At 66.9% G+C, this 24,145-nt stretch carries 23 protein-coding genes; 13 read left to right on the plus strand and 10 right to left on the minus strand.

The window, feature by feature from the left end; genetic code table 11:
* Positions 1-61: 61 nt before the first annotated feature.
* Entirely contained in the window at positions 62-922 is an 861-nt protein-coding gene (locus NZ773_03250) for a CoA ester lyase (GenBank protein MCS6800944.1), read from the minus strand.
* Positions 923-1,006: 84 nt separating this feature from the next.
* Between NZ773_03250 and NZ773_03255 the strand changes: the two genes are divergently transcribed.
* The 6 genes from NZ773_03255 to NZ773_03280 all read left to right on the plus strand — a co-directional run bounded on the left by NZ773_03255 (position 1,007) and on the right by NZ773_03280 (position 5,032).
* A complete protein-coding gene (locus NZ773_03255; GenBank protein MCS6800945.1) occupies positions 1,007-1,918 on the plus strand; it encodes a LysR family transcriptional regulator in 912 nt (303 codons plus the stop codon).
* A gap of 82 nt (positions 1,919-2,000) precedes the next feature.
* Complete coding sequence (locus tag NZ773_03260; protein ID MCS6800946.1) at positions 2,001-2,924, plus strand: hypothetical protein; 924 nt, start codon at positions 2,001-2,003, stop codon at positions 2,922-2,924.
* Between the two features lie 165 nt (positions 2,925-3,089).
* Positions 3,090-3,503 (plus strand): hypothetical protein, encoded by a 414-nt coding sequence (locus NZ773_03265; GenBank protein ID MCS6800947.1) that lies wholly within the window; start codon positions 3,090-3,092, stop codon positions 3,501-3,503.
* A gap of 9 nt (positions 3,504-3,512) precedes the next feature.
* Positions 3,513-4,502, plus strand: a complete 990-nt coding sequence (locus tag NZ773_03270) for a hypothetical protein (protein ID MCS6800948.1) — start codon at positions 3,513-3,515, stop codon at positions 4,500-4,502.
* Entirely contained in the window at positions 4,499-4,786 is a 288-nt protein-coding gene (locus tag NZ773_03275; protein ID MCS6800949.1) for a hypothetical protein, read from the plus strand. Before NZ773_03270 ends, NZ773_03275 begins: the two co-directional genes overlap by 4 nt.
* A 21-nt stretch (positions 4,787-4,807) precedes the next feature.
* Positions 4,808-5,032: a hypothetical protein gene (locus tag NZ773_03280; protein MCS6800950.1), complete on the plus strand. Its 225-nt coding sequence runs from the start codon at positions 4,808-4,810 to the stop codon at positions 5,030-5,032.
* Between the two features lie 159 nt (positions 5,033-5,191).
* Here the strand turns inward: NZ773_03280 and NZ773_03285 are convergent, their stop codons facing one another.
* A complete protein-coding gene (locus tag NZ773_03285) occupies positions 5,192-6,082 on the minus strand; it encodes an AraC family transcriptional regulator (protein MCS6800951.1) in 891 nt (296 codons plus the stop codon).
* 118 nt (positions 6,083-6,200) lie between these two features.
* On the opposite strand from NZ773_03285, the gene NZ773_03290 reads away from it, so the two are divergent.
* On the plus strand, positions 6,201-6,758 hold the full coding sequence (locus NZ773_03290; protein MCS6800952.1) for a pyridoxamine 5'-phosphate oxidase family protein: 558 nt from the start codon (positions 6,201-6,203) through the stop codon (positions 6,756-6,758).
* On the opposite strand, the gene NZ773_03295 is transcribed toward NZ773_03290, so the two are convergent.
* The gene (locus NZ773_03295; protein MCS6800953.1) at positions 6,718-10,863 is read right to left on the minus strand and encodes a PQQ-dependent sugar dehydrogenase; all 4,146 of its coding nucleotides are present in this window, start codon (positions 10,861-10,863) and stop codon (positions 6,718-6,720) included. The genes NZ773_03290 and NZ773_03295 overlap by 41 nt on opposite strands.
* A gap of 391 nt (positions 10,864-11,254) precedes the next feature.
* On the opposite strand from NZ773_03295, the gene NZ773_03300 reads away from it, so the two are divergent.
* The 4 genes from NZ773_03300 to NZ773_03315 are packed head-to-tail and all read left to right on the plus strand — an operon-like array spanning position 11,255 to position 13,215.
* Complete coding sequence (locus NZ773_03300; protein ID MCS6800954.1) at positions 11,255-11,941, plus strand: antibiotic biosynthesis monooxygenase; 687 nt, start codon at positions 11,255-11,257, stop codon at positions 11,939-11,941.
* On the plus strand, positions 11,934-12,266 hold the full coding sequence (locus NZ773_03305) for a non-heme iron oxygenase ferredoxin subunit (GenBank protein MCS6800955.1): 333 nt from the start codon (positions 11,934-11,936) through the stop codon (positions 12,264-12,266). The genes NZ773_03300 and NZ773_03305 overlap by 8 nt, the downstream gene beginning before the upstream one ends.
* On the plus strand, positions 12,266-12,607 hold the full coding sequence (locus NZ773_03310) for a hypothetical protein (protein MCS6800956.1): 342 nt from the start codon (positions 12,266-12,268) through the stop codon (positions 12,605-12,607). The genes NZ773_03305 and NZ773_03310 overlap by 1 nt, the downstream gene beginning before the upstream one ends.
* A 41-nt stretch (positions 12,608-12,648) precedes the next feature.
* Positions 12,649-13,215 carry a PadR family transcriptional regulator gene (locus NZ773_03315; GenBank protein MCS6800957.1) on the plus strand — a complete coding sequence of 189 codons (567 nt, stop codon included), beginning with the start codon at positions 12,649-12,651 and terminating at the stop codon, positions 13,213-13,215.
* Between the two features lie 418 nt (positions 13,216-13,633).
* Here NZ773_03315 and NZ773_03320 read toward each other — a convergent pair whose 3' ends face one another.
* From NZ773_03320 to NZ773_03350, 7 genes are all read right to left on the minus strand, one after another.
* On the minus strand, positions 13,634-14,596 hold the full coding sequence (locus NZ773_03320; GenBank protein MCS6800958.1) for a plastocyanin/azurin family copper-binding protein: 963 nt from the start codon (positions 14,594-14,596) through the stop codon (positions 13,634-13,636).
* Positions 14,597-14,660: 64 nt separating this feature from the next.
* On the minus strand, positions 14,661-15,842 hold the full coding sequence (gene hemW / locus NZ773_03325) for a radical SAM family heme chaperone HemW (protein ID MCS6800959.1): 1,182 nt from the start codon (positions 15,840-15,842) through the stop codon (positions 14,661-14,663).
* A 64-nt stretch (positions 15,843-15,906) separates the two neighbouring features.
* On the minus strand, positions 15,907-16,239 hold the full coding sequence (locus NZ773_03330; protein MCS6800960.1) for an antibiotic biosynthesis monooxygenase: 333 nt from the start codon (positions 16,237-16,239) through the stop codon (positions 15,907-15,909).
* 752 nt (positions 16,240-16,991) lie between these two features.
* Entirely contained in the window at positions 16,992-17,624 is a 633-nt protein-coding gene (locus NZ773_03335) for a hypothetical protein (GenBank protein ID MCS6800961.1), read from the minus strand.
* Between the two features lie 184 nt (positions 17,625-17,808).
* Entirely contained in the window at positions 17,809-18,933 is a 1,125-nt protein-coding gene (locus tag NZ773_03340) for a hypothetical protein (GenBank protein ID MCS6800962.1), read from the minus strand.
* Positions 18,930-20,480, minus strand: coding sequence for a DUF512 domain-containing protein (locus NZ773_03345; protein ID MCS6800963.1), 1,551 nt, complete (start codon positions 20,478-20,480; stop codon positions 18,930-18,932). The genes NZ773_03340 and NZ773_03345 overlap by 4 nt, the downstream gene beginning before the upstream one ends.
* Complete coding sequence (locus NZ773_03350) at positions 20,423-21,664, minus strand: CSLREA domain-containing protein (GenBank protein ID MCS6800964.1); 1,242 nt, start codon at positions 21,662-21,664, stop codon at positions 20,423-20,425. Before NZ773_03350 ends, NZ773_03345 begins: the two co-directional genes overlap by 58 nt.
* 304 nt (positions 21,665-21,968) lie before the next feature.
* Between NZ773_03350 and NZ773_03355 the strand changes: the two genes are divergently transcribed.
* Together NZ773_03355 and NZ773_03360 are read left to right on the plus strand one after the other, a co-directional pair.
* Entirely contained in the window at positions 21,969-22,805 is an 837-nt protein-coding gene (locus tag NZ773_03355; protein MCS6800965.1) for a class I SAM-dependent methyltransferase, read from the plus strand.
* Positions 22,786-24,141 carry a CoA transferase gene (locus NZ773_03360; GenBank protein ID MCS6800966.1) on the plus strand — a complete coding sequence of 452 codons (1,356 nt, stop codon included), beginning with the start codon at positions 22,786-22,788 and terminating at the stop codon, positions 24,139-24,141. Before NZ773_03355 ends, NZ773_03360 begins: the two co-directional genes overlap by 20 nt.
* Positions 24,142-24,145: the final 4 nt, after the last annotated feature.

Genomic DNA, 24,145 nt, shown 5'->3' on the forward strand with positions numbered 1-24,145 from the left:
GCTTGTCCGGAAGAGCGGCATCCGGGCAGACGGCGCTTCGTCCTCGCCGTGCGCCGCAAGCTCAGCGGCCCGCTCGAGCGAGCAGCCGCCGCGCTCGCGCCACGATCGGAGCGTCGATCATCATGCCGTCCAGCCCGATGGCCCCGAGCCCGCGCCGTTCGGCCTCCTCATATGCCTCGATGATGCGCTGCGCCTGGGCAATCTCGTCTTCGGTGGGCGCATAGCCGGCATTCACGATCGCAAGCTGAGCAGGGTGGATGCAGTAGCGCCCCTCAAAGCCGAGGTCGCGCGAGACGCGGGTGTCGGCGGCGAGCCAGTCGAGATCACGGTATTCGGGGTCGGGAGTGTCCAGCGGGATTACGCCGGCTGCTTTACAGGCGAGCGCAACCCGCGCCCGTGCCGCGGCCAGCTGAGGGTTGTCGCGGGTGCGTGGGATGCCGAGGTCAGACGTAAAGTCTTCTGCGCCGAAGGAGGCAGCTAGGACGCGGGGCGATGCTGAGACGATGGCCTCGCAGTGCAGCACCGCCGCGGCTGTTTCGATCCAAGGCAGGATCGCGATCGACCGTGGCGGCAAACCCCGCAGGCGCTCCAGCAGGGTGAGATAGTGATCGACCTGCTGGACGACCGCGGGCGAGTTCGCTTTCGGAAGAGAGATGCCCGCAACGCCCGGCTGCACCACTGCGGCGAGGTCCTCCTCGAGCAGACCGGTTTCGAGACCGTTCACGCGGATGATCAGCGTCTTCACTGCCGCGGCCATTTCTGCGATCGCGCCGGCGACGAGTGTCCGCGCTTTCAGCTTGTCGTTCGACGCGACCGAGTCCTCAAGGTCGAGGCAGACCACATCGGCGGGGGCGCTCTTCGCCTTCTCGAACATCGGGGGCCGGATGCCCGGGGTGAAGAGGATGCTGACAAACCGCGCCATCGCACGTCTCCTTAAGAGAGGTTAATCTTCAATGGAGCCGAAGGGCTGATATCATTCCGCGCGTCAGACTTATACTGGATCGCGATGATCGACCTAGGCCAGCTGGAAGCGTTTCTGCAGGTCGCTGAGCACAGCAGCTTCAGTCGGGCGGCCGAGGTCCTGTTTCTGACCCAGCCGACAATCAGCGCCCGCATCCATGCGCTCGAACGCGAGCTTGGTGAGTTGCTGTTCGAGCGCTCAAGCCGCTCGGTGCGGCTGACGGAGGCAGGGCAGACCTTTCTCCCCTATGCGCGCCGCGCGCTTGAGACCTATCGCGAAGGGCGCGCCGCACTCGATGCGCTGCGGCAGGCCCAAGGGGGACGGCTGCGGATTGGCGCGTCGCGTGTCTTCGGCACTTACCTGCTGCCCGACATTCTGCAGGCTTTCAAGGCGCGCCATCCGGGCGTCAGTCTCGCGGTGCGGACGGCACGCTCGGCGCAGATGCTTGAGCTTCTGCTTAGCGGCGAGATTGAGGTCGGTCTGACGCGGTTTATCGATCACGACGAAGTGATCACGATAAAGCTCGCGGAGGACCCCGTCTACCTCGCAGTTCACCCCGACGATCCCCTCGCCTTGATGGAGGAGATGCCGCTTCGCTCCCTTGTTCGTGAGCCGCTCATTCTCTACGAACCGGACTCAAGCTACTACAGCCTCATCCTGAGCATGTGCCGCGACGCCGGCATCACCCCCGACATCTTCATGGAGCTCGACGAGATTGAGGGGGCGAAACAGATGGTGGCGCGCGGTCTGGGCGTCTCGATTCTGCCGCTCTGCGCAATGCGCGAAGAGCTGCGCGCGGGCGTGCTGAAGGCCGTGCCGCTGAAGGGCGACCCGCGCAGTACTCCTATCTGTCTGGTCTACCGCAAACGTTCGCAAGCGAGCTATCTCGTCGATGCCTTTGTCAAAGTCGCCGCCGAGCAGTTCCGCGAGCTCTCGGAGGCGGCAGTTCCCTCGTAATCGATAGAGGCCGCTCATCAAAGGAGCACAGTCGACGACATTTTTCGTATCCTTCTCCCAGCTTTGCGAGAAGGAGTGTTGCGTGGCGCGAGTCGGCTTGCTCAGTGTGTCTCACGGTCTTCCGGCAGGACCGGATGCGATGAAGCATCCCGTGAATGTGTTTCTCAAGGAATACCTCGAAGGCCTCAACTTGCCGGTGCCCTACGTCCATGACTACTGCCAGATCCCGGCTCGGCTCCAGCCGGCTATCGATCAGCTGACTGACCAAGGCGTCGATACGATCGTGGTCACCTTTCTCTACCCCACTTCAGTGAACCGCGAACTGCAGAACCCGCGCGCAGAACTGGGGTTTGCCGAGCCGCCCCAAGGCTGGAAATTCCCCTTCAATCCTGTCAAGACGAACGCGCGCATTCTCCTCGGACGGACGCTCGGCAGCCACCCCTTGCTGGCGGACATGATCGAAGATCGGCTGCGCGCGGTTTCAACGGATCCCGCGAACGAGGTGGCGCACTTCATTATTCACGGCGATCAGGCGTATCCCTCTCATTGGCTTCACGAGCAGAAGTCGGAGGAGCTCGCCATTTTGCTGCGCCGCCGGGGGATCTGGGCGGATGTGACGTGGTCAACGTTCTACCCCAAGCCGAACACAGAAGAGGTCTGCCGCGCAATCCTCGAGCGGACCGGCAAAAAGATCGTCGCCACGACCACGATGCTCGAAGACACCTATTTCAACCGCGAAAAGCTTCCTGCTGGTCTCTTCGCTCTGCCCGAGGGCACCTACGCCTTCAATCCGGAGCCGCTTTTGCCCCATCCCGCAATCCGGCCCTATCTCCTCTTCTGTCTCGCCGAGACGCTGCGCGAGCACGGGCTGGACGAACTGGTGCCCGACGAGGCTCGCGGCTGCTGGTGCACGCGCGCGGACTGCAAACTGAATGCTGACCCGCGGGTCCATCGGGAGGAGCGCCCGCTGGCGTGCCTCTCGGTCGAGTGCGGCTGGCCGCGCTGAGTGACGCGAGGAAGGCCGGCTCCGTGCGCCGGTGACCGTCAGCAGCGTGGCAGGCGCTGAGGCCGGCGTTCCTCGCGCTCGGCCCGTGGGCGGCGGGATGTCAGGATTGACATGTTTCGCCGCTTCTTCGTAGCCTTGGCGTGATCTTCCTCCGAGGAGGCAACTGTGGCAATCAAGCTGTCTGAGCTTTTTCCCCGCCTGCGCGACCTCGGGACGGTGCGTCTCGTTTCAAACAATGGGACAGCAGTGCTCGAGTTCAACACGGTTATCGAGGATGTCTCTCTCGGCCCGCGCAGCTGGAACTTCAACCGTGACGGGAAGGAGTTCCATCTCTACAAAGACAAGGTAAAAGCGGTCACGTTCTTCTACGGGGAGCATCCTCGCTTCAAGCGGATGCTTGGCGAGATCGACTTTCTCGACGAGGCGGGCAATGTCGGGATGATGCTCTTCCTTGCGGAGAATGCGGACGACCCGAATAACCCTGCCGTTCAGGCGATGCAGCGCCTTATCGCGGACTACGGTGAGCGTGCCGACGTTGAGGAGGAGAGCGCGCCGGCCGCCCCCGCCGCCGCTCACTAAAATGCGGATGTGGACCTGATCGAGCAGTGCTACGCTGAAGGCTGGACCGACGGCCTGCCCGTCGTCCCGCCGACGCGGGAGCGCGTCGATGCCATGCTTGGCGGCCGCCCGCCAGACGAGGTGGTCGCCGTCCTCCCTCCTTCCGGCGCGGAGGCGACCCTCGAGAAGATTGCCGCCAATGCCGTCATGGCGGGCTGCTTGCCGGCCTATTTTCCGGTCGTTGTTGCGGCGGTGCGGGCGGCCGCCGACCCGGCGTTCAGCCTCGAAAGCGTCCTGACGACGGTCCATTCGCAGTGGCCGCTTGTCCTCGTCAATGGGCCGGTCATCGAGCAGCTGGGCTTCACGACTGGAGCGAACGCGCTCGCCGGCGGCGCGCGGGCGAACGCGACTGTCGGCCGCGCCGTCAGCTTGGTTATGCGCAATATCGCCGGCGCCCGCGAAGGCGGCCTCAATCCGAAGACCCTTGCCCATCCGGGCAGGTACAGCTTCTGTCTTGCCGAGGCGCACAGTGCCTGGACGCCTCACCATGTCGAGCGCGGCTACGCGCCGGCGACGAGCACGGTGACGCTCTTTGCGGCCGACGCGCCGCTCTGTCTCGCGGTGCTGAATGCGACGCGGCCTGAGCAAATCCTCGGCACCATCGCCGACGCGCTGCCGATTGCCGGCACCTACAATCTCGTCTTTGGCGGCGAAGTGCTGGTCGTCTTCAGCCCGGAGCACGCCGCGATCTGCGCCGGGATGAGCAAGGCCGATATTCGCGCTTGGCTGTTTGAGCACGGACGCCGGCCGGTCCGAAGCCTCGCGGGGCTCGGTGTCCTTGAGACGGCGGAACTGCTCGGCCGGCGCGAGCGGCTTACCGACCCGGACCAGCTAGTGGGACCGGTCCGCTCCCTAGAGAGCATCCGGATCGTGGTCGCCGGTGGGGAGGTGGGCGGCTACACGGCGCTCCTCTTCTGCAGCGGCCGCAGCGTCTGTGTTCCCATTGAGGAGGAAGGATGAACAGTCCGACGCTCGTCAGCCCGCTTGCGGAGCGGTTTCAGTCCCGGCCGCCGGCCGCTCCCCGCCGGCTGGCCGGGACCGACATCGCCCTGATCGACAGTATGCTCAATCCTGCTGCGGGCTGGGGCCAAGCCCTGCTCGACGGCGCGGCACAGGCGCTCGCTGCCACCGGGGCGCGCTTTGGCCGCGAACGGCGCGCCCCGCTCGCCGGGGCCCCGGTCGACGACTGGGCTGATGCGCTTGCATCGCGCTACGCCGCCGCTGTCATCGCGGTCGGGGACTGAGCGACGTGCACTTCGCGCAGTGTGCGCGACGGCATTGCGCTGGGAAAGCGCGCCCTTCCCGTGATCGTTCTCCTGCCGCGCGGGCTCCTTGGTCTCGCGCGCGATCAAGCGGCTTTTCTCGGGGTGCCTGACTTTCCGCTTGCCGGCATCGAGCGCTCGCTCTACGGCTGTTCCCGCGAGGAGATTGTCGCCGCTGCTCTCGCCCTTGGACCGGTAATCCGGCGGGCGCTGAACGCCGAGGCATAGCGCTCCCGCAGCAGCGCCGAGGCGCTCCCTCCGCTCAGGCTGGCATCCCCCCGCGCTGGCACGTCATGCTGCCCAAGCGGCGGGCTGTCGTCTCCGCTAAGGAGAAGCTGCCTGCGGTGAGTGCGGAGGTTCTTGCCCGGCGATCGGATGATCTTTTGCTCAGCGGTGCGACCGCCGCCAACTGAGCGGGGTGACGCCGTGGATCCGGCGGAACTGCCGGATGAAGTACGTTGGGTCGGCGTAGCCGACACGCTCGCCGATCGTCGCGATGTCTTCGTCTGTTTCAACGAGCAAGCGGCGCGCTTCGATCATGCGGCGAGCGGTGATCCATTCGAGCACCGTCCGCCCGGTTGCGTTTCGGATCGTGGTCGTCAGGTAGCCGGGCGTGCGGCCAACCGCGCGGGCAACGTCGACTAGCGAAATCGGCTCGGCGAAATGATCGTTGATGTAATTGAGGACAGCCTCCACCACGGGGCGGCGCGGAGCGGCGTGGTTATCGAGAAGAGGAGAGACGAGCCGCGCTGCGTCGATCAAGATGAGCTTGAGGAGCGCGTGGGCGGCCTCCCGGTAGCCTAGGCGCGGCAGCTCGAGTTCATGGGTGAGGCTTCGGAGGCGCGCTTCCCACCGCGGACGGTCTTCCGGCGGGATGGAGAGGTAACTCAACTCAATGCCGGGCGGACGCGCGAAAGGCAGCAGAGCGGGGTTTTCGGGCCAGACGAGGGAATCAAACTCCAGCCGGCCGTCCCCAAGGGCGTCGGCAACAAAAAAGACAATCCAGCCCGCCGCCTGCTCTTCTTCGTAGCTATCGTGCACCTCGCCCGGAGCGATGAGGAAGAGGTCGCCTGCTTGGGTCTCCCGCCGGACGGCGCCTGCCCGATGCCACCCGCCTCCCTGCTGGATGTAGACGAGCACAAAAAAGTCATGGACGTGGGGACCGAAATGGTCAAGCGGCCGCCCCTGCTCGAAGCGGGCGATGCCGAGTTGGGGCCGGTCCGGAGGCGGATAGACTGAGCGCGTGCGGTACGGCTTGGCAGGAACGTTGCGCAGCATGCTGCCTCGCGCCGGTATCAGCCCTCCCCGCGCAATTCTACGCCAAATTTGCCCACCGCTTCGCAATTTCTGCGCCGAGCGCCGGCCGTGCTAGACTGCGCTCGCGGAGGAGACCCTCATGGCAGACCGCCCCCCTTTGGACGCGGAGACGAAGGCGCGCGTCCGCGACGAGGCGATCGCGCTGATCGGCAGCCGCCGGATCGGCATTCTGGTCACGTATCCTCCGGGCGAGCCGTTCCCGCGGCTGAGAGCCATGGGTTTCGTTCACGACGGCTGGGTGTTCTACGTGTCAACGAGGCGCGGATGGCGGAAAGCAGCAGAGGTTGCCGCCAATCCTCATGTTAGTCTCCTCTTCTCTGACACGGCAAAACGCGCTGACCATTTCATCCAGGTTGACTGCCGCGCCATCGAGGTGAGCGGCGGGGAGTTCGACCGCTGGCAGGAGAAGCGGTATCAGAAGGAGGGGGAGGCGCTCCGGCGTGCCACGGCGGGGATGACGCGTGACGACTGGGTCGGCTGGCGGCTCGAACCGCTCCGCGTGCGGATCAACGGACATATCAGCAGCGGACCATGGAGTGAAGCGCCCGTCGTCCTCTCCCGCCACGAACTCGGACTGCCGCCGCTCGGCAGGCCGCTCACGGGTCCAGCCGGCTCCGATGGAGAGCGGTCGGGATAACGAGGAGCCGCTCGGCGAGCCGACCGGGCGGCTCCGGCAGCGCGAAGTTGACTGGCGGCTCAAGACCGACGTCGACGGCGGGGACAGCGCGCGGCGCTGGCTTCGAGTCGTTGAACTCAACCTCCTCGCTCTGCGCGGTTGTTCCTCCTCGGCCCACCGCTAGCTGCAGGGCGTAGGTCGTGTCGGTGAACGCCTCGACCTCAACCTGATAGGTCCCGGCGATGCTGGCGACGATCCGTCCCTCCTCGACGGCGGTGCCGTTGGCGTTGCGGACGAGGACGCGCCGGCCACGAGGATCCCAGAGGTACAGGTCGGCGTCGCCACTTGCGGGGGTGAGGCGGACTGAGAGCGTCTCGCCGACTTGGAGCGGTTGGCGGAACACCCGCACCTGGCCGCTGGCGAGTGTATCGGTCGGCGGGAGGTGGTTGAACTGCACGGCGGCGGGCCGGGTGGAAACATTGCCGACCGCATCGGCGAGGAAGACTTGAATCGTCCGCGCTCCTGCGGCCGGGGTGAGCGTGAATGTCAGAGTTGGGCGGTAAGAGAGCCACGGCGTCGTCTGCACCGGGACCCATGCTCCGTTGACGACACTGAGTGTCCGCTCGACGACCATCACCCAAGCGAGACCGCTTCCGCCGGCCGGGTCGTAGCCGGTCACGTCCAGCCGAGCAGTCCGGTCGGTCGTTGCGATGGCGCCACCGTTCACCGTGACGCTGCTGGCCACCGGCGGCCGCGTATCGCCGCCGGCACCGAGGACGGTGAAGGTGCGGGTGGCGTGGTTGTTGGCTGCGGAAAGGTCGGGAACGAGCCCGTCGGGATCAAGCTCGACTGTCACCGAGATCGGGCCGGTGCTCGGCCCGACGGCCCAGGTCGTCGAGACCGTAGCGCTCTTCGCCCGCGCCTCGAAAGTCGCGATCAGGTCGGCAATGACAGCGCCGCCGGCACCCGGCGCACCGCGGGTGAACCGCACCGGCAAAGCGACCGCGCCTCCCTCGTTCGGCCGCCGAACGGTGACGCCGAGCTCAACTTCGGTATTGGCGTAGATGCGGGCCGGCGAGGTCCACAGGTCGACGGTTTCAACGAAGAAGTCGTCTTGGACGGGCGCGACGGCGACGTAGGCATTCTCAACGGTGAGTAGCGGCGCTCCCGGGGTCGAGAGAACGAGGTCGTAAAAGCCGGGCGCAATGTTCGCCGGGACCGTCCCCAGCAGCCGCGTCGTGCCCGAAACGCGGAGCGCGCTCAACGCGACCGTCGCGCCGCTTTTGGCATGGAGGAGCACGGCGGCGGTCGAGGCGGAGAAGCCGGTCCCTTCGATCACGACCTCGACCGGTTCGGTCGTCACCCCTTGCGTTGGCCGAATGCGCGTGAATGTCGGCGCAACGGGCGTCCGGGTCGGCGTTGCTGTTCGGGTCGGCGTGCCGCCGCTCGGCGACGGCGTGCTGGTCGGCGTTGCGCTCGGCGTCGGGGTCCGTGTCGCTGTGGCGCTGGTCGGGGTTGAGGACGGCGTCGCGGTGGCCGAGGGGACCGCGCTCGGTGTCGGCGTGCTGGTCGGGATGGCAGTTGGTGTTGGCGTGCTCGTCGAGGTGGCGGTTGGCGTCGGCGTTCTCGTCGGGGTGGCGGTTGGTGTCGGCGTGCTCGTCGGGGTGGCGGTCGGTGTCGGCGTTCTCGTCGGGGTAGCGGTCGGGGTCGGCGCGAGATACGTCGCCGTAATCGTGACCGGCGATGCGCCCACGAACACATCGTGGGTGGCGGCGTTGCCATTCGACCACGAACTGAAGGTGTAGGTCACTCCCCCGACGTTCGCGCTCGCCGGCGCAATGACCGAGGTGAGGGAGTTGACGATGACGGTTCGCGTAAACGGCGTCACGCTCGTCACGCCGGCGACCGACATCGCGATCCCCGGGGGCGACGACTCGATCGCCAGGGTGGTGGTGAGCGGAAAGAGCGTCACGAGTTCGGTGTGCTGCAAGCCGCCCGAGTCGGTCGCGGTCAGCCGAATGTCGAGCGAGGTTGGGTAGTCGTGGTTCGGCAACGCCACTTGGCCGCTCGCGCCGGTGAACGAGCCGAGCAGATGGGCGTGGCAGTCCTCGTGAACGGGACAATGGTTCAGCACGATGGTCCACCGAAGAGCAGATGGCGGAAGCGTGCCGTCTTGGGCATCGGTTGCGGTGCCGCTGAAGGAGATCGTGTCGCCGACCCGCCAGCGAGTAGAAGAGCTGGGGGAGACGATGGCGGCAAGCGGCGGGGTATTGCCGGCGGCGATCGCAATCGGGGCGCTGATCGCCGAGAGGCCGCTCGGGTTGGTCACCCGAAGCCGCGCCGTGTAGTTCCCCACGGCCGTATAGGTGTAGGTCGTGGTGATGCCGACGCCGTCGTCATACTGTCCGTCGTTGTCAAGGTCCCACTCATAGGTCAGCTGATTGGAGGCGTAATAGGGGTCGGTCGAGCCCGCCCCACTGAAGGTGACCGTGAGCGGCGCAGGGCCGTTCGTGGGCGTAGCGATCGCGACCGCCGAGGGTGCGCCCGGCACAAAGCGGACCCGGTGGATAGCGCCATACTGGCCGCAGCGGTCTTGGTTGCAGCCGATGTCGAGGTAGTAGAGGTAGCCGTCTGGCCCGATCTTCAGCGAGACGGGCGACGGGGCGCGGCCGACGAAGCGGGAGACCTTGGTGGGGTCGGGCAGCCCATTCGTCGCTTTCATCACCCAAATGCACTGGCGCGCGTAATCGGCAAAGAAGAGGGCGTTGGCGAAGTCGGGCGGATAGGGCGTGGTCGCGCCGGCGAAGGCGAGGCCGGTGATTGCGGAGCCCGGGCCGGGAAGCGTTGGCGGGCAGTTGTCCCCATCGACGACGTGGGCGTGGTGGTTGTAGCTGAAATACGGCGGAACGGCGATGCCGGCCGCATAGAGCGTGGAGCAGATCGTGAACCCGATCATCGACCAGCCATCGGTCGGCGCCGCGCCTTCGTAGCATGGCCAGCCGAAGTTCCAGCGCGGCGTGACGACAGGCGAGGTGAGGGCAGGCGCAGTCGGGGTGATGATCCGGTTGATCTCTTCCCAGGTGCCCCAGCCGACATCGCCGACCCACAGCTCCGATGTGCCCGGCCGGAAGGTCATGCGGAGCGGCTGCCGAAAGCCGTAGGCGATGACCCGGCTGGTATTCGCGAACGGATTGGCTGGGTCGTAGAGCGGGTTGCCGGGCACGCCGGCGCCGCTATTTGGATCGATCCGGATGACGGTCCCGCCCAACCCGAGGGGATCGCCGGGGGTCCAAGCATCTTGAGCGCGCAGCGCGCCGCCTTCGGCGGTCGGCGGGGTCATCTCGCCCCCTACGCCGCCGGGGGGGTCGCCGCAGGGATTGCGCGGCTGGCCGCTTGCGGGCGAGGCGCCGTACTGGCCGTAGTCGATGGTCAGGTAGCCTGCGCCATCGCCGCCGCTGACGTAGAGCATGCCGTCTGGACCGAAGAGCACGGTGCCGACGCTGTGCGTGCCGAACTGCGTGCACCAGTCGGTGATCAGGTCCACTTTGTTCACCAACTGCGGATAGGTCGAGAGCTGAGTGGCAGTAAAACGGGCAAGCTTGCCGAGGACAGTGCATCCCGGCTCTTCGGGCACGCCAGGGGGCCAGGGGCACGTGAAATCGGGCCAGAGGGGCACCGTCGTCGTGAACGGCGCGGAGTTGTAGGTGTAGAGCAGGTAGACGTAGGGCGTGGTGGGGAAGTTCGGATGGAGCGCAAGAGAGAGGAGGCCGCGATCCTCCTGGTCGTGCACCTCGGCGCTGATGTCGAGAGCGTAGGCGAAGCTGGACGAATTGATGGACGGAAACGCCTTGACGATCCCCCACTTCTCGGAAACCCAGACGGAGCCGTCGTTGCCGAAGGCGAAATCGGTCGGGAAGTACAGGTTGTCGATCACGATCTCATCGACAAAGCCGGGGGGGACGAGCGGCGACGCGGGAGGGGGCGCGACAGCCTGCGTGCGCAGCGGCACGCTGGGGGCGGCGACGGCGGCAGGGGGAGCGCCACGAGGAAAGAGACCAGCGACCAGCACGGCGCCGAGCGTCAGCAGCCGGAGTGCAGTATCGAGAGCGCGTCGTCGAAAACTCATCAGGATCCAATCGGCAGATGTCGCTCTCGCCGCGACGGTGCCGCGGTTCGATCCTACCGAGGTATCGTGAGGAACACATCCTCCATTTTGCTGTTGAGCGATCGTCCCTTTGGCGTAGGGAACCAAACGGCTCGTGAACAACGCCCTCTCTTCGCGCAGCGATGCTCTCGCTCGCGCAAAAGAGCACCAAAGTAAAGACAGCATCGCGTTTGCCCCGAAACCGCGAGACGGCGCAGCCGCCGCAACATCCGGCGGGACGTGAGGCGTGGCGCGTCCCGCAGCTGAGAGAAGATTGGAGCCGAAGCGGCAATGTCAGTATTGACATTTTTGGCCGAGTGTGCTTCACTATGGGGCAGGACTGGCCCGTATTCGATGTGCTGGAGGAGGAGCGATGTACGCTGTCACCAACCATCTCTTCCCGAAAGAGGAGTTCTTCGACCGGCTGATCTCGGGGTTCGCCTCTGACCGCGGCCCGGCGATCACCGACAAGTGGAACGCGACCCGCTTTGAGCTGCGCGGCCCGCTTTCGGGCAACGAGTTCATCAGCACCTCGGTGTGGGAGAGCGCGGACGCGTTCGACGCATGGCGCAACAGCCAGGACATTCAGGTCTCGCACTCCAATGTCAATTACGAGATGTACTCCCGTCGGGCGATGCTCTCCTTCCACGACGTGCTGATGAATGCCGAGCCGGGTCGGGCGCCGGTGGCAGGCAAGCCGGCGCGCTATCGCCGGATTGGGGTCGGCGCGTTTGAGTCGCTGATCTACTTCTCGCCGAAGCCGGAGCATGCCGAGGACGTTATCAAGGCGCTTGAGGCGGAGGGCGCGCCGACGGCGCCGGGCCTGCTCTGGTGGGAAGTGTGGAAGGATGTCAAGGGCAACCGCTGGTGGAATATCACCTACTGGGAGAGCCGCGAGGCCTACGAAGCGGCAAAGGCCGCGGGTGTGCCCCAGCTGTCGCTGCCGGGCGATCCCAACTGGTATGAGGGGCAGCCGGAGGAGGCGCTCTACATCATGGAACTGGAGCGGCTTCCGGGGTTCACCAAGACCGAGCGCCGTGAGGTGGTCGCGCGTGCCTAACTTTATCCCGGTGGCGAACGCTGCCGACCTGAAGGACGGTGACATCATCATCGCCACGGTCGGCAGCGCCTCGGTCGTGATCACGCGTGTCGAGGGCGAGCTCTACGCCCTCGACAACGTCTGCAGCCACGATCAGTCGCCGTTTGATGAAGCGACGGTCGAGGGGTATGAGCTATGCTGTCCGCGGCACGAAGGCCGGTTTGATGTCCGCTCCGGCAAGGCGACCCGCTTTCCTGCCGTCTGGCCGATCAGTCGCTGGCCGGTCAAGGAAGAGGCGGGGCGCATCTGGGTCGGTGACACGCCGCTGAACTCAGGAGCAGGCTGATGGCATCTCGTCAGCAGGAAGCAGAAGAGACGTTTCGCACGCACCCGAACGTCGCCGTGCGCGAAGAGGTGCTGCGCTGGTTCACCGCACCGCCTGATCAAGCGCCAGATCGCGAGCGCATCCCAGTCGAGTTGCTCGCCGAGTCGGCGACGAACGAGTCGAACTGGACATTTCGTCCCAAGATCATCCGCGCTATGGGCAGGGCGGCAATCGATAACCCGAACGACCGCGCTGCCCTTATTGCAGCGCTGGAGGGGCTCGTGAACGACCGCACCGTCCTCGAGCGTGACCGCGCGGTCGTCCTTGAGGTGCTGGACGAGGTGCGGCGGGCGGTGGGTTAACCGCACCAAATGGTGGGGCGGCCTCGTGTACACTTGGGACTATGAACAGCGGGGCTCGCCATCGCCAATTGATGATCTTAGGCATGCTTCAGTACCGCCCGATGTACGGGCATCAGATCAAGGAGGCGATCGATCAGCACATGATGGTCGTCTCGGACCTGAAGCGCGCCAACCTGTACTACCTCCTTGAGCAGCTGACCAGCCGCGGCTATCTCGAAGTGCGGACCGAAACATTGGAGGGCGCGACTGGCCCGGTCGAGCGCGAGATTTACTATCTCACGCCCGCCGGGCGCGCCTATTTCGATGAATTGCTGCGCGAGGTGCTGTCGTCGTTTGAGTCGCTGCGCCAGCCGGTCGACGTTGCGATGTTCTTTCTGCCGCACCTTCCCCGCGATCAAGCGATTGCGCTCCTCGCCGACCGGCGGGCCAAGGTCGAGGCGAGTTTCGCCGAAGTGCGCGAGCAACTCGCTACGAGCCCCCACAAGGGCGAGTGGCACGAGCTCACCGCCGACCATCTGATTTCCCTCTACCAGCTCGAGCTCGACTGGCTCGACCGCGCGATCGCGAAGCTCGAAGCGAGCAGCGAACTGCAGCCGACGACACCCTAGGGCGCAGCAATCGGGGAAGATACACGGCGGTGAGGGCGGCACATCGTCGCCGTACCGCGCGGGTCCCGTCGGCGGCTGACGGGTGATCCCGGCAGGAGGGAATGGGGCGGCCTCCTTCCGCTCGTCGGGCGTCACGGCGATACGTTCGTCGTCGGCCGGAGGAGGGTCTCTCCGAGCGTCGTTGCAGAAGGCGCTGTTCGCCTGTCCCACAGGTCCGCGAGGCGGCATTCCGTCGGCATCGAGGAGGGCGCGGAGCGGCAGGCCGTTGTCGTTGTTGTCCCCGCCCGAGGCGGCGATCGCGACCGCTCAGCACGGCGCGCCGCCGTCGAGCGCGCCGCGCCGGCTGTTTCGGCCGGGTGCTGCCGTCACTGCCGCGGACTGCTGCCGGCAACGTGGACAGGCGACGGCGCGTTGACGATTACCGTGAGCGATCCGCGGCGGCGCGGCGCGCGCGGGCGTAGAGGACGACCGCGAACAGCGCGACCGGAGCGAGCACAGCGGCCCAGAGCGGAACGCTGCCGCTCTCGCCGCGGTAGGTGCCATCGCCGGTCTTCGGCAGCCCGACGGTCGGCGTCGCCACGCCCGTCGCGACACCGGTCACCATCGGTGTCGGGGTACCGCCTGGCTCAGTTCGGAAATTGACCGTCGCCTGAATCGGCGGGGTGAACGGCGTGCCGTCGTTCTGCCGCAGCTCAACCCGCAAAGTATGGCTGCCGAACGGCACGTTGGTGAAGGTGTAGGTGCGGTCGCCGAGCCGCACCTCGGGCAGATTGTCGAGGAAAAGCGAGAAGGTGCCTTCTCCCGGTCGGTTTGGTGTGCCCGGCGGGCGGAGAATGATGTTGCTGACATCAAGCTGCACGGGCACCGAAGTGCCGATAATGGTCTGCCCCTCGGTCGGCGAGAGGATGAAGAAGGCCGGTTGGCCTGTCGGCGTGCCGGGGCCGGGAGTGACGGTCGGCGTCGTCGCGGCAGGCAGCGGGGTGAAAGTCGCCGTTGGGCTGGGGGTTGTCGCCGCCGCTTGAACGATGATGGTGCCCGTCATCCCCTGCGCCTGATGGAAGCGGCAGTAGTACTGGTAGGTTCCCGGCTGGCTGAAGACCCGCTCAAACGTAAAGCCGGGCTGAACGGTGACGTCCCAGCAGCACGGGTCGTTTGGGATCTGATTGACCGACGTCGTGGTATGGGTCACGGAGCCGACGTTCACCCAAGCGACGGCCTGGCCCACCGAGATCGTAACCGTCTGGGGCTGGAAGGCGAACTCCACCATCCGCACTTCGATCGCCCCCTGCCGGGGCGGCGCCGCGCCGGTGGGGCGCGGGGTCACCGCAAACGCGACGACGCTCAGCACGCCCAGCGCCGTCAACCAGCGAACGCCTGCCACTCTTGCCCTCTTCGCCGAACTCGTCGTTGCATCCTGCTTGCCGGTCAGTATGGCAGCAAGGAAGCTAGCGTTCAAGCAGGAAGCGGGTGAACACCTCGTCTGCGAGCAGCCGTCCGCGTGGGGTCAGCCGGAGGGCGCCGGCTGTCACCGTGGCCAACCCCGCCGCTTCCAGTTCGGCGAGCGTGGCTGCCCACCGCGTCTCGGCCCGTTCCCCGAACCGCGCTGCGAAGGCGTCCAAGTCTAGGCCGTCGGTCAGGCGCAGACCGAGGATGACCGTCTCGGCCAATTGGGTCTCGCGGGGGAGCGTCTCGACCCAGGCGATCGGCCCGTGCGCTTCGGGAATGCAGGACGCCGCGAACTGCGGCGCCTCCCAGGTGCTCATGCCGGCGAGGTAGGCATTCAGCCGGCGGTGGTTGGCAAATCGAGCAACGACCGTCGAGCTGTGCGCGCCCATCCCCACGCCGAGAAACGGCTGGTTCCGCCAGTAGCGCAGGTTGTGCTGGCAGGCGAAGCCCGGACGAGCAAAGTTGGCGATCTCATAGCGCTGATACCCTGACGCGCCGAGGATCTCGTCGCTCAGTTCATACATTGCGGCGGCGAGGTCATCGTCAGGAGGGGGGAGAAGCCCGCGGCGGCGCTGGCGTCCCAGTTCGGTGGCTGGCTCGATGGTCAGGCCGTAGACCGACAGATGCTCCGGCGCGAGAGCTGCCGCCGCAGCGAGGGTGCGCTGCCAGCTGGCGAGCTCCTGCCCGGGCAGCCCATAGATGAGGTCGAGGCTGAGGTTTGTGAAGCCGGCTGCGCGCGCTTCCTCGACGGCGCGGCGCCCATCGTCGGCGCAATGCTGGCGGCCGAGGAAGCGGAGCTCGGCATCGTCGAAGCTCTGGACGCCGAGACTGAGCCGCGTGACGCCGGCGTCTCGCAGGGCGCGAAAGGAGGCGCGGTCGGCTGTGCTCGGGTTCGCTTCGAGCGAGATCTCGGCATCTGCTGCAACAGCGAACGCCTCGCGGCAGACGTCGAGGATGGCAGCAATCTGCTCTGGCGCGAGGAGCGATGGCGTGCCGCCGCCGAAATAGATCGTGGGAACGGCGGGCCGACCGAGCGCATGTCCCCAGCCGCGCATCTCGCGGATGAGCGCCGCGACGTAATCGGCGCGTCGCCGATCGCGGCCGACGACGACCGCAAAGTCGCAGTAGGCGCATTTCGTGCGGCAGAAGGGAAGATGGATGTAGAGCCCGAACGCGCTCACGCTTCGATTGTACGCCTGCCCGAGCGCACTGCTCCGGGGAGAAGGGGCAGGCACGGGCTCGCGCTTATCCGGCCGCGCTCCGTTCGGGAAGGTCGTCGATGACGATTTCCAAGTATTCGCGCGGGTAGCTCTGATACGGCTTGAGGTGCTGCCCCATCTCGAGAATGCGCTCTTGGTAGCCGGGGAACTGGGTCAGTTCTTCGTAGGCGGCGATGGAGTCAAAATGGCGAATGTGGGTGAAATGCGTTCGGTCTTCGAGTGAGCGGAGGAGCTGGCGGCCGCGAAAACCAGGGTGCTGACGCATGAAATCAAGGAAGAGCCGCTGCAGCCGCAGATACTCGTCGGCATGAAAGCCGTCATCGAGCGTCCACGCCTGACTGACGACGAGCACTCCCATTGTGCCTCCTTGCCTCAAGATCACACGCTTATACCACTGATTGGCGATAGCCTGCTGGGCATGGCGGCGCGATTACGCAGTTCGCGCCGCGCGTGCCGGTCGAACGGGTCGCCCTTGGCAGCATTGTGGGGGACTGGGCGACGGTGATCGTCTTTCCGCCGCCGGAGGTGACGGACCCGTCGGTTGTCGTCCGCCCCCTCACCGGGACCGAGACAGCGGTCGCCGGGCTGGGAGCGGCATTCTGCCGGGCGATATCCCAGGGACCCGTCAGCGACGCTCTTCTAGTCGAACCTGTCTGGCGGCGCGGCGGGCCGACGAGGCGGTCGCGAGCATCCCCGCACGCGGCAGGAGGAAGGGCGCGCGCTCGCGCTCGAAATCCCCTGGACGCGAGGGAACCATCGCCGCGGGCGATGTCGTGACCGTGACGGGTCCTAGCAGCTTGACCCTACGCCGCCTGGAGGTACTGTCCTCGTCCCTTCGCGATACCAGTCGCCTCCTCAGGCCAGTTCGGCGCGGGCGGGGCGCAGCGCCTGCCCTTTCATGCGGTCGGCCCTGAGCAGGCGACGGCCGCGCTCGCCCGCGGGAGGGGACCCGCCGCCGGCGCGGACAGCGCAGGTTCAGCTGACGGTCAAGTAACCGGCTGCCGTCCCAAGCTCCTTGCGCGGACGAGCTCTGGGCGCGGGCGCGCCGCCGCCTAGGACGCGGTTCGCACTATGCTGAGCGGGAGATAGGTCGTCGTCGGAAAGGGGCTGTCAAGCCACGGGTTGAAGAGAACACCGTCGCCGACCGGAACACCGAGGCTGGTTGGATTGCGGGTTGGGTGATACGGCCCGCTCGGATGGTCCCAGTAGTTCTCGACGGCGCTGAACGGCGTCGCCGGCGTGGTGGTTAGAGACGCCGAAGCGGCCGATCGGAGCGCGGAACCAGTTCCCGCGCAGCACGGGCGTTGCTCCGCCTTGGACCTGCACCGCGTCGTTAGCGACCGAGCTGAATTGGCAGGAGTAGACAACCACGCCTGAACTGCCGAGAACGACCGCGGCAGGGTTGCCTGCGCCGCCGGCGTACTGGATGACGCAGTGGCGCAGGCGGCCGGTGGCGCTGGCGTTGAAGGTGATGAAGGCCCAGTCGCCGGGAGCAGGCGAGGCAGCAGCGGAGGTGAAGGTGATAGGCTGGCTGGGCGTCCCCTCAGCACTCAGAGTTCCCCCCGACATTCCCGCAATGGCGATGCCGCTCGCAAAGCGGACGGTCACGCCCGGCTCAATCGTCAGCGTTCCACCACTCGGCACATACACCGTGCCGACAACGAGATACGGGCTTTGCGCGGCTGTCCATGTCCCAGTTTGGTTGCCGCTGACGGGCGTGTCGGCGTGAGCGGAGGGGGACATTTCCCGGCGCAAACAGGAAGAGCAGCGACACGACGAAGGCCGCTGCTCCTTTTTATTCTGCTCACTTGGTGGGGTGATGAGACAGCCGGCATCGTACAGTAGTGCTTGCGCTGCCCTCAACGGAGCCTCTGCCGGCGCGTGCTGCGAGGCTGTCCGTGGTCGCGGGGAAGCGGTCGCTCCGCAGCTACGGTGTCCAGAGCAGCGATGACGCGCGGGGCGCGCTCCCGCCGGCTGAGCGGTCGCTCGCAGCGAGCAGCAGTGCCCGGGTAACGAGGCGGGCGCTGAACGGCGTTTCGCTGCTGTCGGACGTGGTGAGCGCGAGCGCCGCCGCGACAGCGCGCTTGGCGGCAAGAAGGCGGTCTGTCTGCCAGAAAATGACGGCCGTCTCCTCAAGAAGGGAGCGCAGCGCCTGGCGGACCGGCGGCGTGAGGAGGGCGCGGTGGGCGCGCTGCGCCAGCGCGACGAGCTGGCGCTCGCGCGAGACCCCGGCGACGACCATCGGCGAGCGGGCGATCCGCCGCGCTTCAGCGAGGTAGGGCTCGCTGCCCTCCTCCGGAAGGCCGATGGGGGCCAGCTCCGGCTCCTCGAGGATCGCCTCAGAATGGGCGAGCAGCGTCGGGTCGAGCGTCACCTCGATTGGGCGGACATGACGATAAATCAGCGGCTCGCGATAGGGGTCGTCGAAGGTCAGGTAGCGCTCGGCCTCGAGAAAGGCGGGCGGGATGCCGTGGCCCGTTGCGGTGTTGCGCTTCATCGCTTCTCGGAGGAGATGGGTTGCGTACTCCGGCGGGATCGTCGTCCACCGCCCGCTCACCGCAGGGTCGCCGCTCGTGACAAGTTCGGCGAGCCGCGTCTCGACCGGTTTGGCGAGCTCGCGCCAGCCGACTGCCTGAATGCCGGTTCGCGCATTGATGACAACGCTCAGCTCACGGCGCGCGCCGAGCGTACCGCGAACGTACAGCCGCACGAGGTGCGACCAGCTGCTGTCGAAGCTGCTCATGGCGCCGCCAAGCAGCAGCGAGCCCGCGGGCTGTGGGGGGGACGAAGCGGGGGTCGGCGCAATCCCCGCTGATTTCAGGCGGTGCAGAGCGGCACGGGCCGCCTTGCGGACCGCCTTCTCCGCGTCGTCGGCAAGGGGCAGCAGCCGGTCGGCGGCCTCGCGGGCGCCGGTTGCTCCGAGCGCCTCGATCGCCGCCAGCCGCCGCCCCGGGTCGTCCAGCAGTGCCGCGAGGGTCGGCACGGCGGCGGCGCCCGCCTCGCGGGCGTAGCCGACGAGATCGCCTTGGGCGAGACGCTCTTCGACGCTCATTGGAGCGTTGCCGCCCAGCGGAGCAGGTCGCGCGGCGTCGCCACCGGCTGCACCGGCACGCCGAGCGCCCGCTCAAGGTCGGCCGGCGTGGCGTCATCAAGAAAACGTACCCCCGCGCTGTCCAGCATCGCGCGCGGAATGGCGACCCCCTCGCCAAGGTCGCGGCCGGCAAGCGCGGCGAGAATGTCGCTGCTGGTCAGCAGGCCGGAGGCGGTCACGGTCGCGCCGAAGAAGCGGTTGCGGACGGCCACAAGCTGAATCACGAGATTGGAGGCCGCCTCCGCGAGGTCGGCGAGCAGCGGCTGCAGCACCGGAGCGATCAGCTCCCCGCAGACGGCGGTAATCCGGACTGGGCGCGTGAAATACGGCAGCCGCCGGCGCGCCGCTTTCGCTTGGTCGAGGAGATCGCGCACCATTCCAATCCCGTTCTGATACTGGGGGTAGCCGTCATAGCGGGCGCGCGGCGGGATGGGGGCGTCCGCGCGCAGGTAGTATTCATCGGCGAGATAGACGAGGTCGCGCCCGAACTGCCTGCGGAAGCGCTGCTGGTACGGCTGAACAAGGTCGATCACGGCGCGCGCGCCGGCGCGGTCCACGAGCGCGGGGCGGCCGCCGCGCTGCTGCAGGCGCGCTGCCAGCTCCGGCCGGATCTGCTGGCTGAACGCGCCCCGCTCCGACAGCCCCACCGGCACCACCCCGATCGACTGGACCGCCGGCGCAAGCGAGGCGAGGTCCTCGATCGAGCGGCGCAGCGCCTCGCCGTCGTTGACGCCCGGCACGATGACAAGCTGGGTGTGCGTCCGGATGCCGTGAGCCGCAAGCCACCGCAGCTGCTCCATCACGTCCGGCGCTGCCGGGTTGCCGAGCAGCTGGCGGCGGAGCGCAAGGTCGGTGGCGTGCACCGAAACGTACAGCGGGCTCAGGCGCTCCTCGACGATGCGCGCCCAATCGCGGTCGCTCAGATTGGTCAGGGTGACGAAGTTGCCGTAGAGAAAGCTGAGGCGGTAGTCGTCGTCTTTGAAATAGAGCGAGCGCCGCAGGCCGCTCGGCAGCCCCTTCAAGAAGCAGAAGGAACAGCGGTTGTTGCACTCGCGCACGCCGTCGAACAGGCCCTCGGCGAAGTGGAGGCCGAGGTCGTCATCCCGCTCTTTCGCGACGCTGAGCACCAGTTCGCGTCCCTCCCGTTCGAGCGTAAGCCGAAGGCGGCGGCGGTCCTGCCGGAAGCGAAGACCGATCTCATCGAGCAGCGGACGGCCGTCGATCGCGAGCAGCCGGTCGCCCGGCCGGACCCCCGCCCGAGCGGCAGGGCTCGCCGGCTCCACCGCTGCGATCACGCCGCCAGAGCGCTGCGCAGGGAGAGTGGGGGGAGGAACGTCCGCGTTGGTCACGCCGGAAGTATACGGCTCCTCAGGCGAAAGCAGGGCGCCAAGGCGCGCAGCGGGCCGCTGCAGCCTCGCGCTCAGGCGCGGACCAGCGGGAACGGCCGGCCCTAGCGGAACGCCAGCGGCAGGTAGACGAACACTCTCTCTACCGCTCCGATGTCGCATCGCGCGCCTTGCGGCCGCGCCACGCCGCGCTGGTCAGCCGATGGACAGCTGTCGTTGCTGCCTGCGTTTACCGCGGGTGAGTCGAGGAGCAGGTTGTGGGTCGGCGTAAAGCCGCCGTTCTCCTGCAGCGGGCCGAGCCTCGGGTCGACGCTGTTCAGGTCGCCGCTTGCGGTGAACCAACTGGCGCACGTCGCGTCGTTGCTCAGGTTGGATCCCAGCGAGGTCACAGCCCCACTCACGAAGCAGTTGGTTAAGACGCCGCTTGTTGTGTTGAAGGCGATGATGGTGTTCGTGGTGGTGAGCAACGCCTGCGCGCTCACTCCTGCTCTTCGGTTGTACGCGATGGTGCTGCTGCGGAGGGAAAGGGAGCCTGCGCTGTGCAAGATGCCGCCGGTGTTAATGGTCGCCGCGTTGCCGCTGACTGTGCTGTTCACGACGGTCAGGTCGCCGAAGTTGATGATCGCCCCTCCCGCCCGCGCGGTGTTGCTGATAATGCTGCTCGCAGTGATCGTCAGCGGCCGATTGCTGAAGATGCCGCCGCCTCGGTCCGCGGCGTTATTTCGGATGATGACGTTCTCGAGCACCCCGCTGCCTGTCCCGGGCCCGCAGCCGATGCACAACCCGCCGCCGACCGAATCGCTGGTCGATGATCCGTCGTCGCGATTGTTCTCGAGGATGACAGAGCGCAGTTCGAGCCGGCCCCAGCTCAGGATCCCCCCGCCGGCGGCATTGGTCACCTTGCCGTTGCGGATCGTCAAGTCGCGCAGGATCAGCGTGCTGTCGGAGCGGATGAGGTGGAACACCCGGTCGAGCTCGTTGCCATCGAGGATCGTTGCGCCGGCGCCGGCACCTTGGATGGTCACGACGCCGCCGGCTGAACTCTGCGGAAAGACATCGAGGTCGCCGCGCAGATTGTCGTTTTCGCTGCCGGAGATCGTCAGAGGGTACAGCCCTGCCGGAAGAACGATGGTGTCGTTGCCTGTCCCTGCCGCGCAGGAATCGACGGCCGCGCGCGTATTGACTGCTTGGATCGCTTCGCGGAGCGAGCAGTTGCCGTCGGTCTCCAGTTCATCGTTGGTCGTGGTGACGCTGATGAGTGCTGCCTGGGCTGGCCGCGGCCAGCCGAACGGTGCAAGAGCAAGCAGAGCGACAAGCACGGCGCGAAGGAATGCCTGCGCCCTCATCCGCCTCGTCCCCGCAGCCGGATCGCTTCGCCGGTCGGCACTCGCATCTTTGTCGTCCCCCCACAAGCTGGGTGATGCTCATCCCAGCTGCGCCTCCCCCGATTCGAACTGAACAGCTGCCGTCGGGGACGGAGAGTATCATAGCGAACTGGGCGGTGGCATCCAAGGGGGCGGTCTGCGCTGGACAGCCGTATCCTGACGATCGTTCCCTGCCGTCTCTCTGCTTCCGGGGAGCGCGCGCCGACGGCTCGACACCCGCTCCCCTGCGGCGGCACAATCGACAGAGCACGCCAAGGAGCCGCCGATGCTGCCCAGTTCGTCCTCCCGTCCCTTCTCGGACGCCGCAAGCTACGACGCGCGAATGAGCGTGGTCACTCGGCTTGGGGCGGGCGTTCTGGATCTCCTTGCGCCACGGCCCGGCGAGCGGATCCTCGACCTCGGCTGCGGCACTGGCCATCACGCTGCCCAGCTCGCGGCGGCGGGCTGCCTTGTCGAAGGAGTAGATGCCGCTGAGCGCATGATCGCCCGCGCCCGCGAACTGTATCCTGCCATTCCCTTCCGCCTTGCGCGTGCGGAGGAGCTGGTGGTCGAGCAGCCGGTGGATGCGGTCTTCTCCAATGCTGCGCTGCACTGGATGCCGGCGGCGGAGACGGTCGCAGCGCGCGTTTTTGCGGCCCTTCGGCCGGGAGGGCGGTTTGTCGGCGAGTTCGGGGGGAAAGGCAACGTTGCCCGGGTGATGGCGGCGCTGCGCTCCGCTCTTGCCGAAGCGGGGGCGCCGGTGGCAGCAGCGCCAACGCCATGGTACTTCCCGACGCCGGCTGAGTATGCCGCCGTGCTCGAAGCGGCCGGCTTCGTGGTTGAGGTCCTTCACTTCTTTCCGCGGCCGACCCCGCTTGAAGGGGAGGCGGCGCTTGCCGACTGGTATCGCCTCTTTGCCGGCGAGTACCTCGCTCTCGTCGCGCCAGAACAGCGCGACGCGGTGATCGCCCGGGCCTTGGAGCATGCCGCCCCGACGCAGTGGGTCGCCGGACGCTGGGTCGTCGACTACCAGCGCTTGCGGTTTCGCGCCATTCGGCCGCAGGACGCGCATTCGTTACCATACCCTGCGCCGGAGGAGGGCGATGCGCCGATTACCGCTTGAAGGGATCCGCGTTCTTGACCTGACCCGGGTGGTGGCTGGGCCGTTCCTCACGAAGCAGCTCGCCGACTTGGGAGCGGAGGTGATCAAAGTCGAGTCGATCCAAGTGCCGGACGAGACCCGCTATCAGCGCGTCCTTCCGGCGTGGCCGGACAACCGTCCCGGCGACCGGCCCTGGAACTCAACGTGGTACTTCAACAATCACAACCGGAACAAGTACGGCATCACGGTCGACATCGCCTCGGAACTGGGCCAGACCATCATCCGCCGGCTCGCTGCTATCTCCGATGTCGTCGCCGATAACTATCGCCCCGGCGTGCTCGAGAAGGTCGGGCTGGACTACGAGTCGCTCCGAAAGGTTGCGCCCGATATCATCGCGATTTCGCTCTCCGGCTTCGGCGACACCGGCCCCTGGCGGACGTTCCGCGCTTACGGGACGACGGTGGAGTTTATGTCCGGCCTTGCCTCGCTGACCGGCTATCCCGGAGGCGACGTCTCCCCCACCGGGCAGCCGTATGGGGATTGGTGCTCGGCGATGATCGGCACGACGGCCGTGCTGATGGCGCTGCACTACCGTCGGCGCACCGGCCGCGGCCAGCGGATCGACCTCTCGGAGTCGGAAGCCGTTTCGAGCTTGATCGGCGCGGAACTCCTCGGCTGCCAGCTGACGGGAGAAGTGCCGCCCCGGGTCGGAAACCGTCATCCGTCGATGGCGCCGCACGGCTACTTTCCCTGCGCCGGCCCCGACCGCTGGATCGGGATCGCGATCCGCAGCGATGAGGAGTGGCAGGCGTTCGCGCGGTTTTTCGGACATCCTGAACTGGGCGACGACCCGCGCTTCGCGACGCTGGCCGCGCGCAAAGCGAACGAGGAGGAGCTGGAGCGCCTCGTTTCCGCTTGGACGGCGGGCTGGGAAGCAGAGGCGCTCTTCCACGAACTGCAGCAGCGCGGCATCGCCGCCGCTCCCGTCAGCAGCGCCCGTCAAGTGCTGCTCGACCCCCACTTGCGAGCCCGAGACTATTTCCAGCGCGTTGAATTCCGCCCCGACCGCCAGATGCCGCCACTCTGGTTCGCCAAAAATCCAATCGTCTTCAACAACGAGCGGCCGGGCATCCGCTTTCCCGCTCCTGACCTTGGCGAGCATAATCACGTGATTTTGCGAGACCTGCTCGGGATCTCCGACGAGGAGATCGAGGTGCTGGCGCTTACCGACGTGATCGGCACCGCGCCGCTCGCGCCGTTCGACTTCTCGCCGACCGATATTGCGCTTCTCCAGCAGCAGGGAGCGGTGGCCGACGCCGACCCGGAGTACCGACGCACCCTCGGGCTCGACCCGTAGCAGC

The organism is Dehalococcoidia bacterium (assembly GCA_025054935.1).
Classification (GTDB): domain Bacteria; phylum Chloroflexota; class Dehalococcoidia; order SpSt-223; family SpSt-223; genus JANWZD01.

What these genes read in the sequence shown, in the direction of transcription:
- NZ773_03250 (MCS6800944.1), bottom strand. Translation starts at nt 922, where the DNA reads ATGGCGCGGTTTGTCAGCATCCTCTTCACCCCGGGCATCCGGCCCCCG.
- NZ773_03255 (MCS6800945.1), top strand. Translation starts at nt 1,007, where the DNA reads ATGATCGACCTAGGCCAGCTGGAAGCGTTTCTGCAGGTCGCTGAGCAC.
- NZ773_03275 (MCS6800949.1), top strand. Translation starts at nt 4,499, where the DNA reads ATGAACAGTCCGACGCTCGTCAGCCCGCTTGCGGAGCGGTTTCAGTCC.
- NZ773_03285 (MCS6800951.1), bottom strand. Translation starts at nt 6,082, where the DNA reads ATGCTGCGCAACGTTCCTGCCAAGCCGTACCGCACGCGCTCAGTCTAT.
- NZ773_03290 (MCS6800952.1), top strand. Translation starts at nt 6,201, where the DNA reads ATGGCAGACCGCCCCCCTTTGGACGCGGAGACGAAGGCGCGCGTCCGC.
- NZ773_03295 (MCS6800953.1), bottom strand. Translation starts at nt 10,863, where the DNA reads ATGAGTTTTCGACGACGCGCTCTCGATACTGCACTCCGGCTGCTGACG.
- NZ773_03300 (MCS6800954.1), top strand. Translation starts at nt 11,255, where the DNA reads ATGTACGCTGTCACCAACCATCTCTTCCCGAAAGAGGAGTTCTTCGAC.
- NZ773_03310 (MCS6800956.1), top strand. Translation starts at nt 12,266, where the DNA reads ATGGCATCTCGTCAGCAGGAAGCAGAAGAGACGTTTCGCACGCACCCG.
- NZ773_03315 (MCS6800957.1), top strand. Translation starts at nt 12,649, where the DNA reads ATGAACAGCGGGGCTCGCCATCGCCAATTGATGATCTTAGGCATGCTT.
- NZ773_03330 (MCS6800960.1), bottom strand. Translation starts at nt 16,239, where the DNA reads ATGGGAGTGCTCGTCGTCAGTCAGGCGTGGACGCTCGATGACGGCTTT.
- NZ773_03335 (MCS6800961.1), bottom strand. Translation starts at nt 17,624, where the DNA reads ATGTCCCCCTCCGCTCACGCCGACACGCCCGTCAGCGGCAACCAAACT.
- NZ773_03340 (MCS6800962.1), bottom strand. Translation starts at nt 18,933, where the DNA reads ATGAGCGTCGAAGAGCGTCTCGCCCAAGGCGATCTCGTCGGCTACGCC.
- NZ773_03345 (MCS6800963.1), bottom strand. Translation starts at nt 20,480, where the DNA reads ATGCGACATCGGAGCGGTAGAGAGAGTGTTCGTCTACCTGCCGCTGGC.
- NZ773_03350 (MCS6800964.1), bottom strand. Translation starts at nt 21,664, where the DNA reads ATGAGGGCGCAGGCATTCCTTCGCGCCGTGCTTGTCGCTCTGCTTGCT.
- NZ773_03355 (MCS6800965.1), top strand. Translation starts at nt 21,969, where the DNA reads ATGCTGCCCAGTTCGTCCTCCCGTCCCTTCTCGGACGCCGCAAGCTAC.
- NZ773_03360 (MCS6800966.1), top strand. Translation starts at nt 22,786, where the DNA reads ATGCGCCGATTACCGCTTGAAGGGATCCGCGTTCTTGACCTGACCCGG.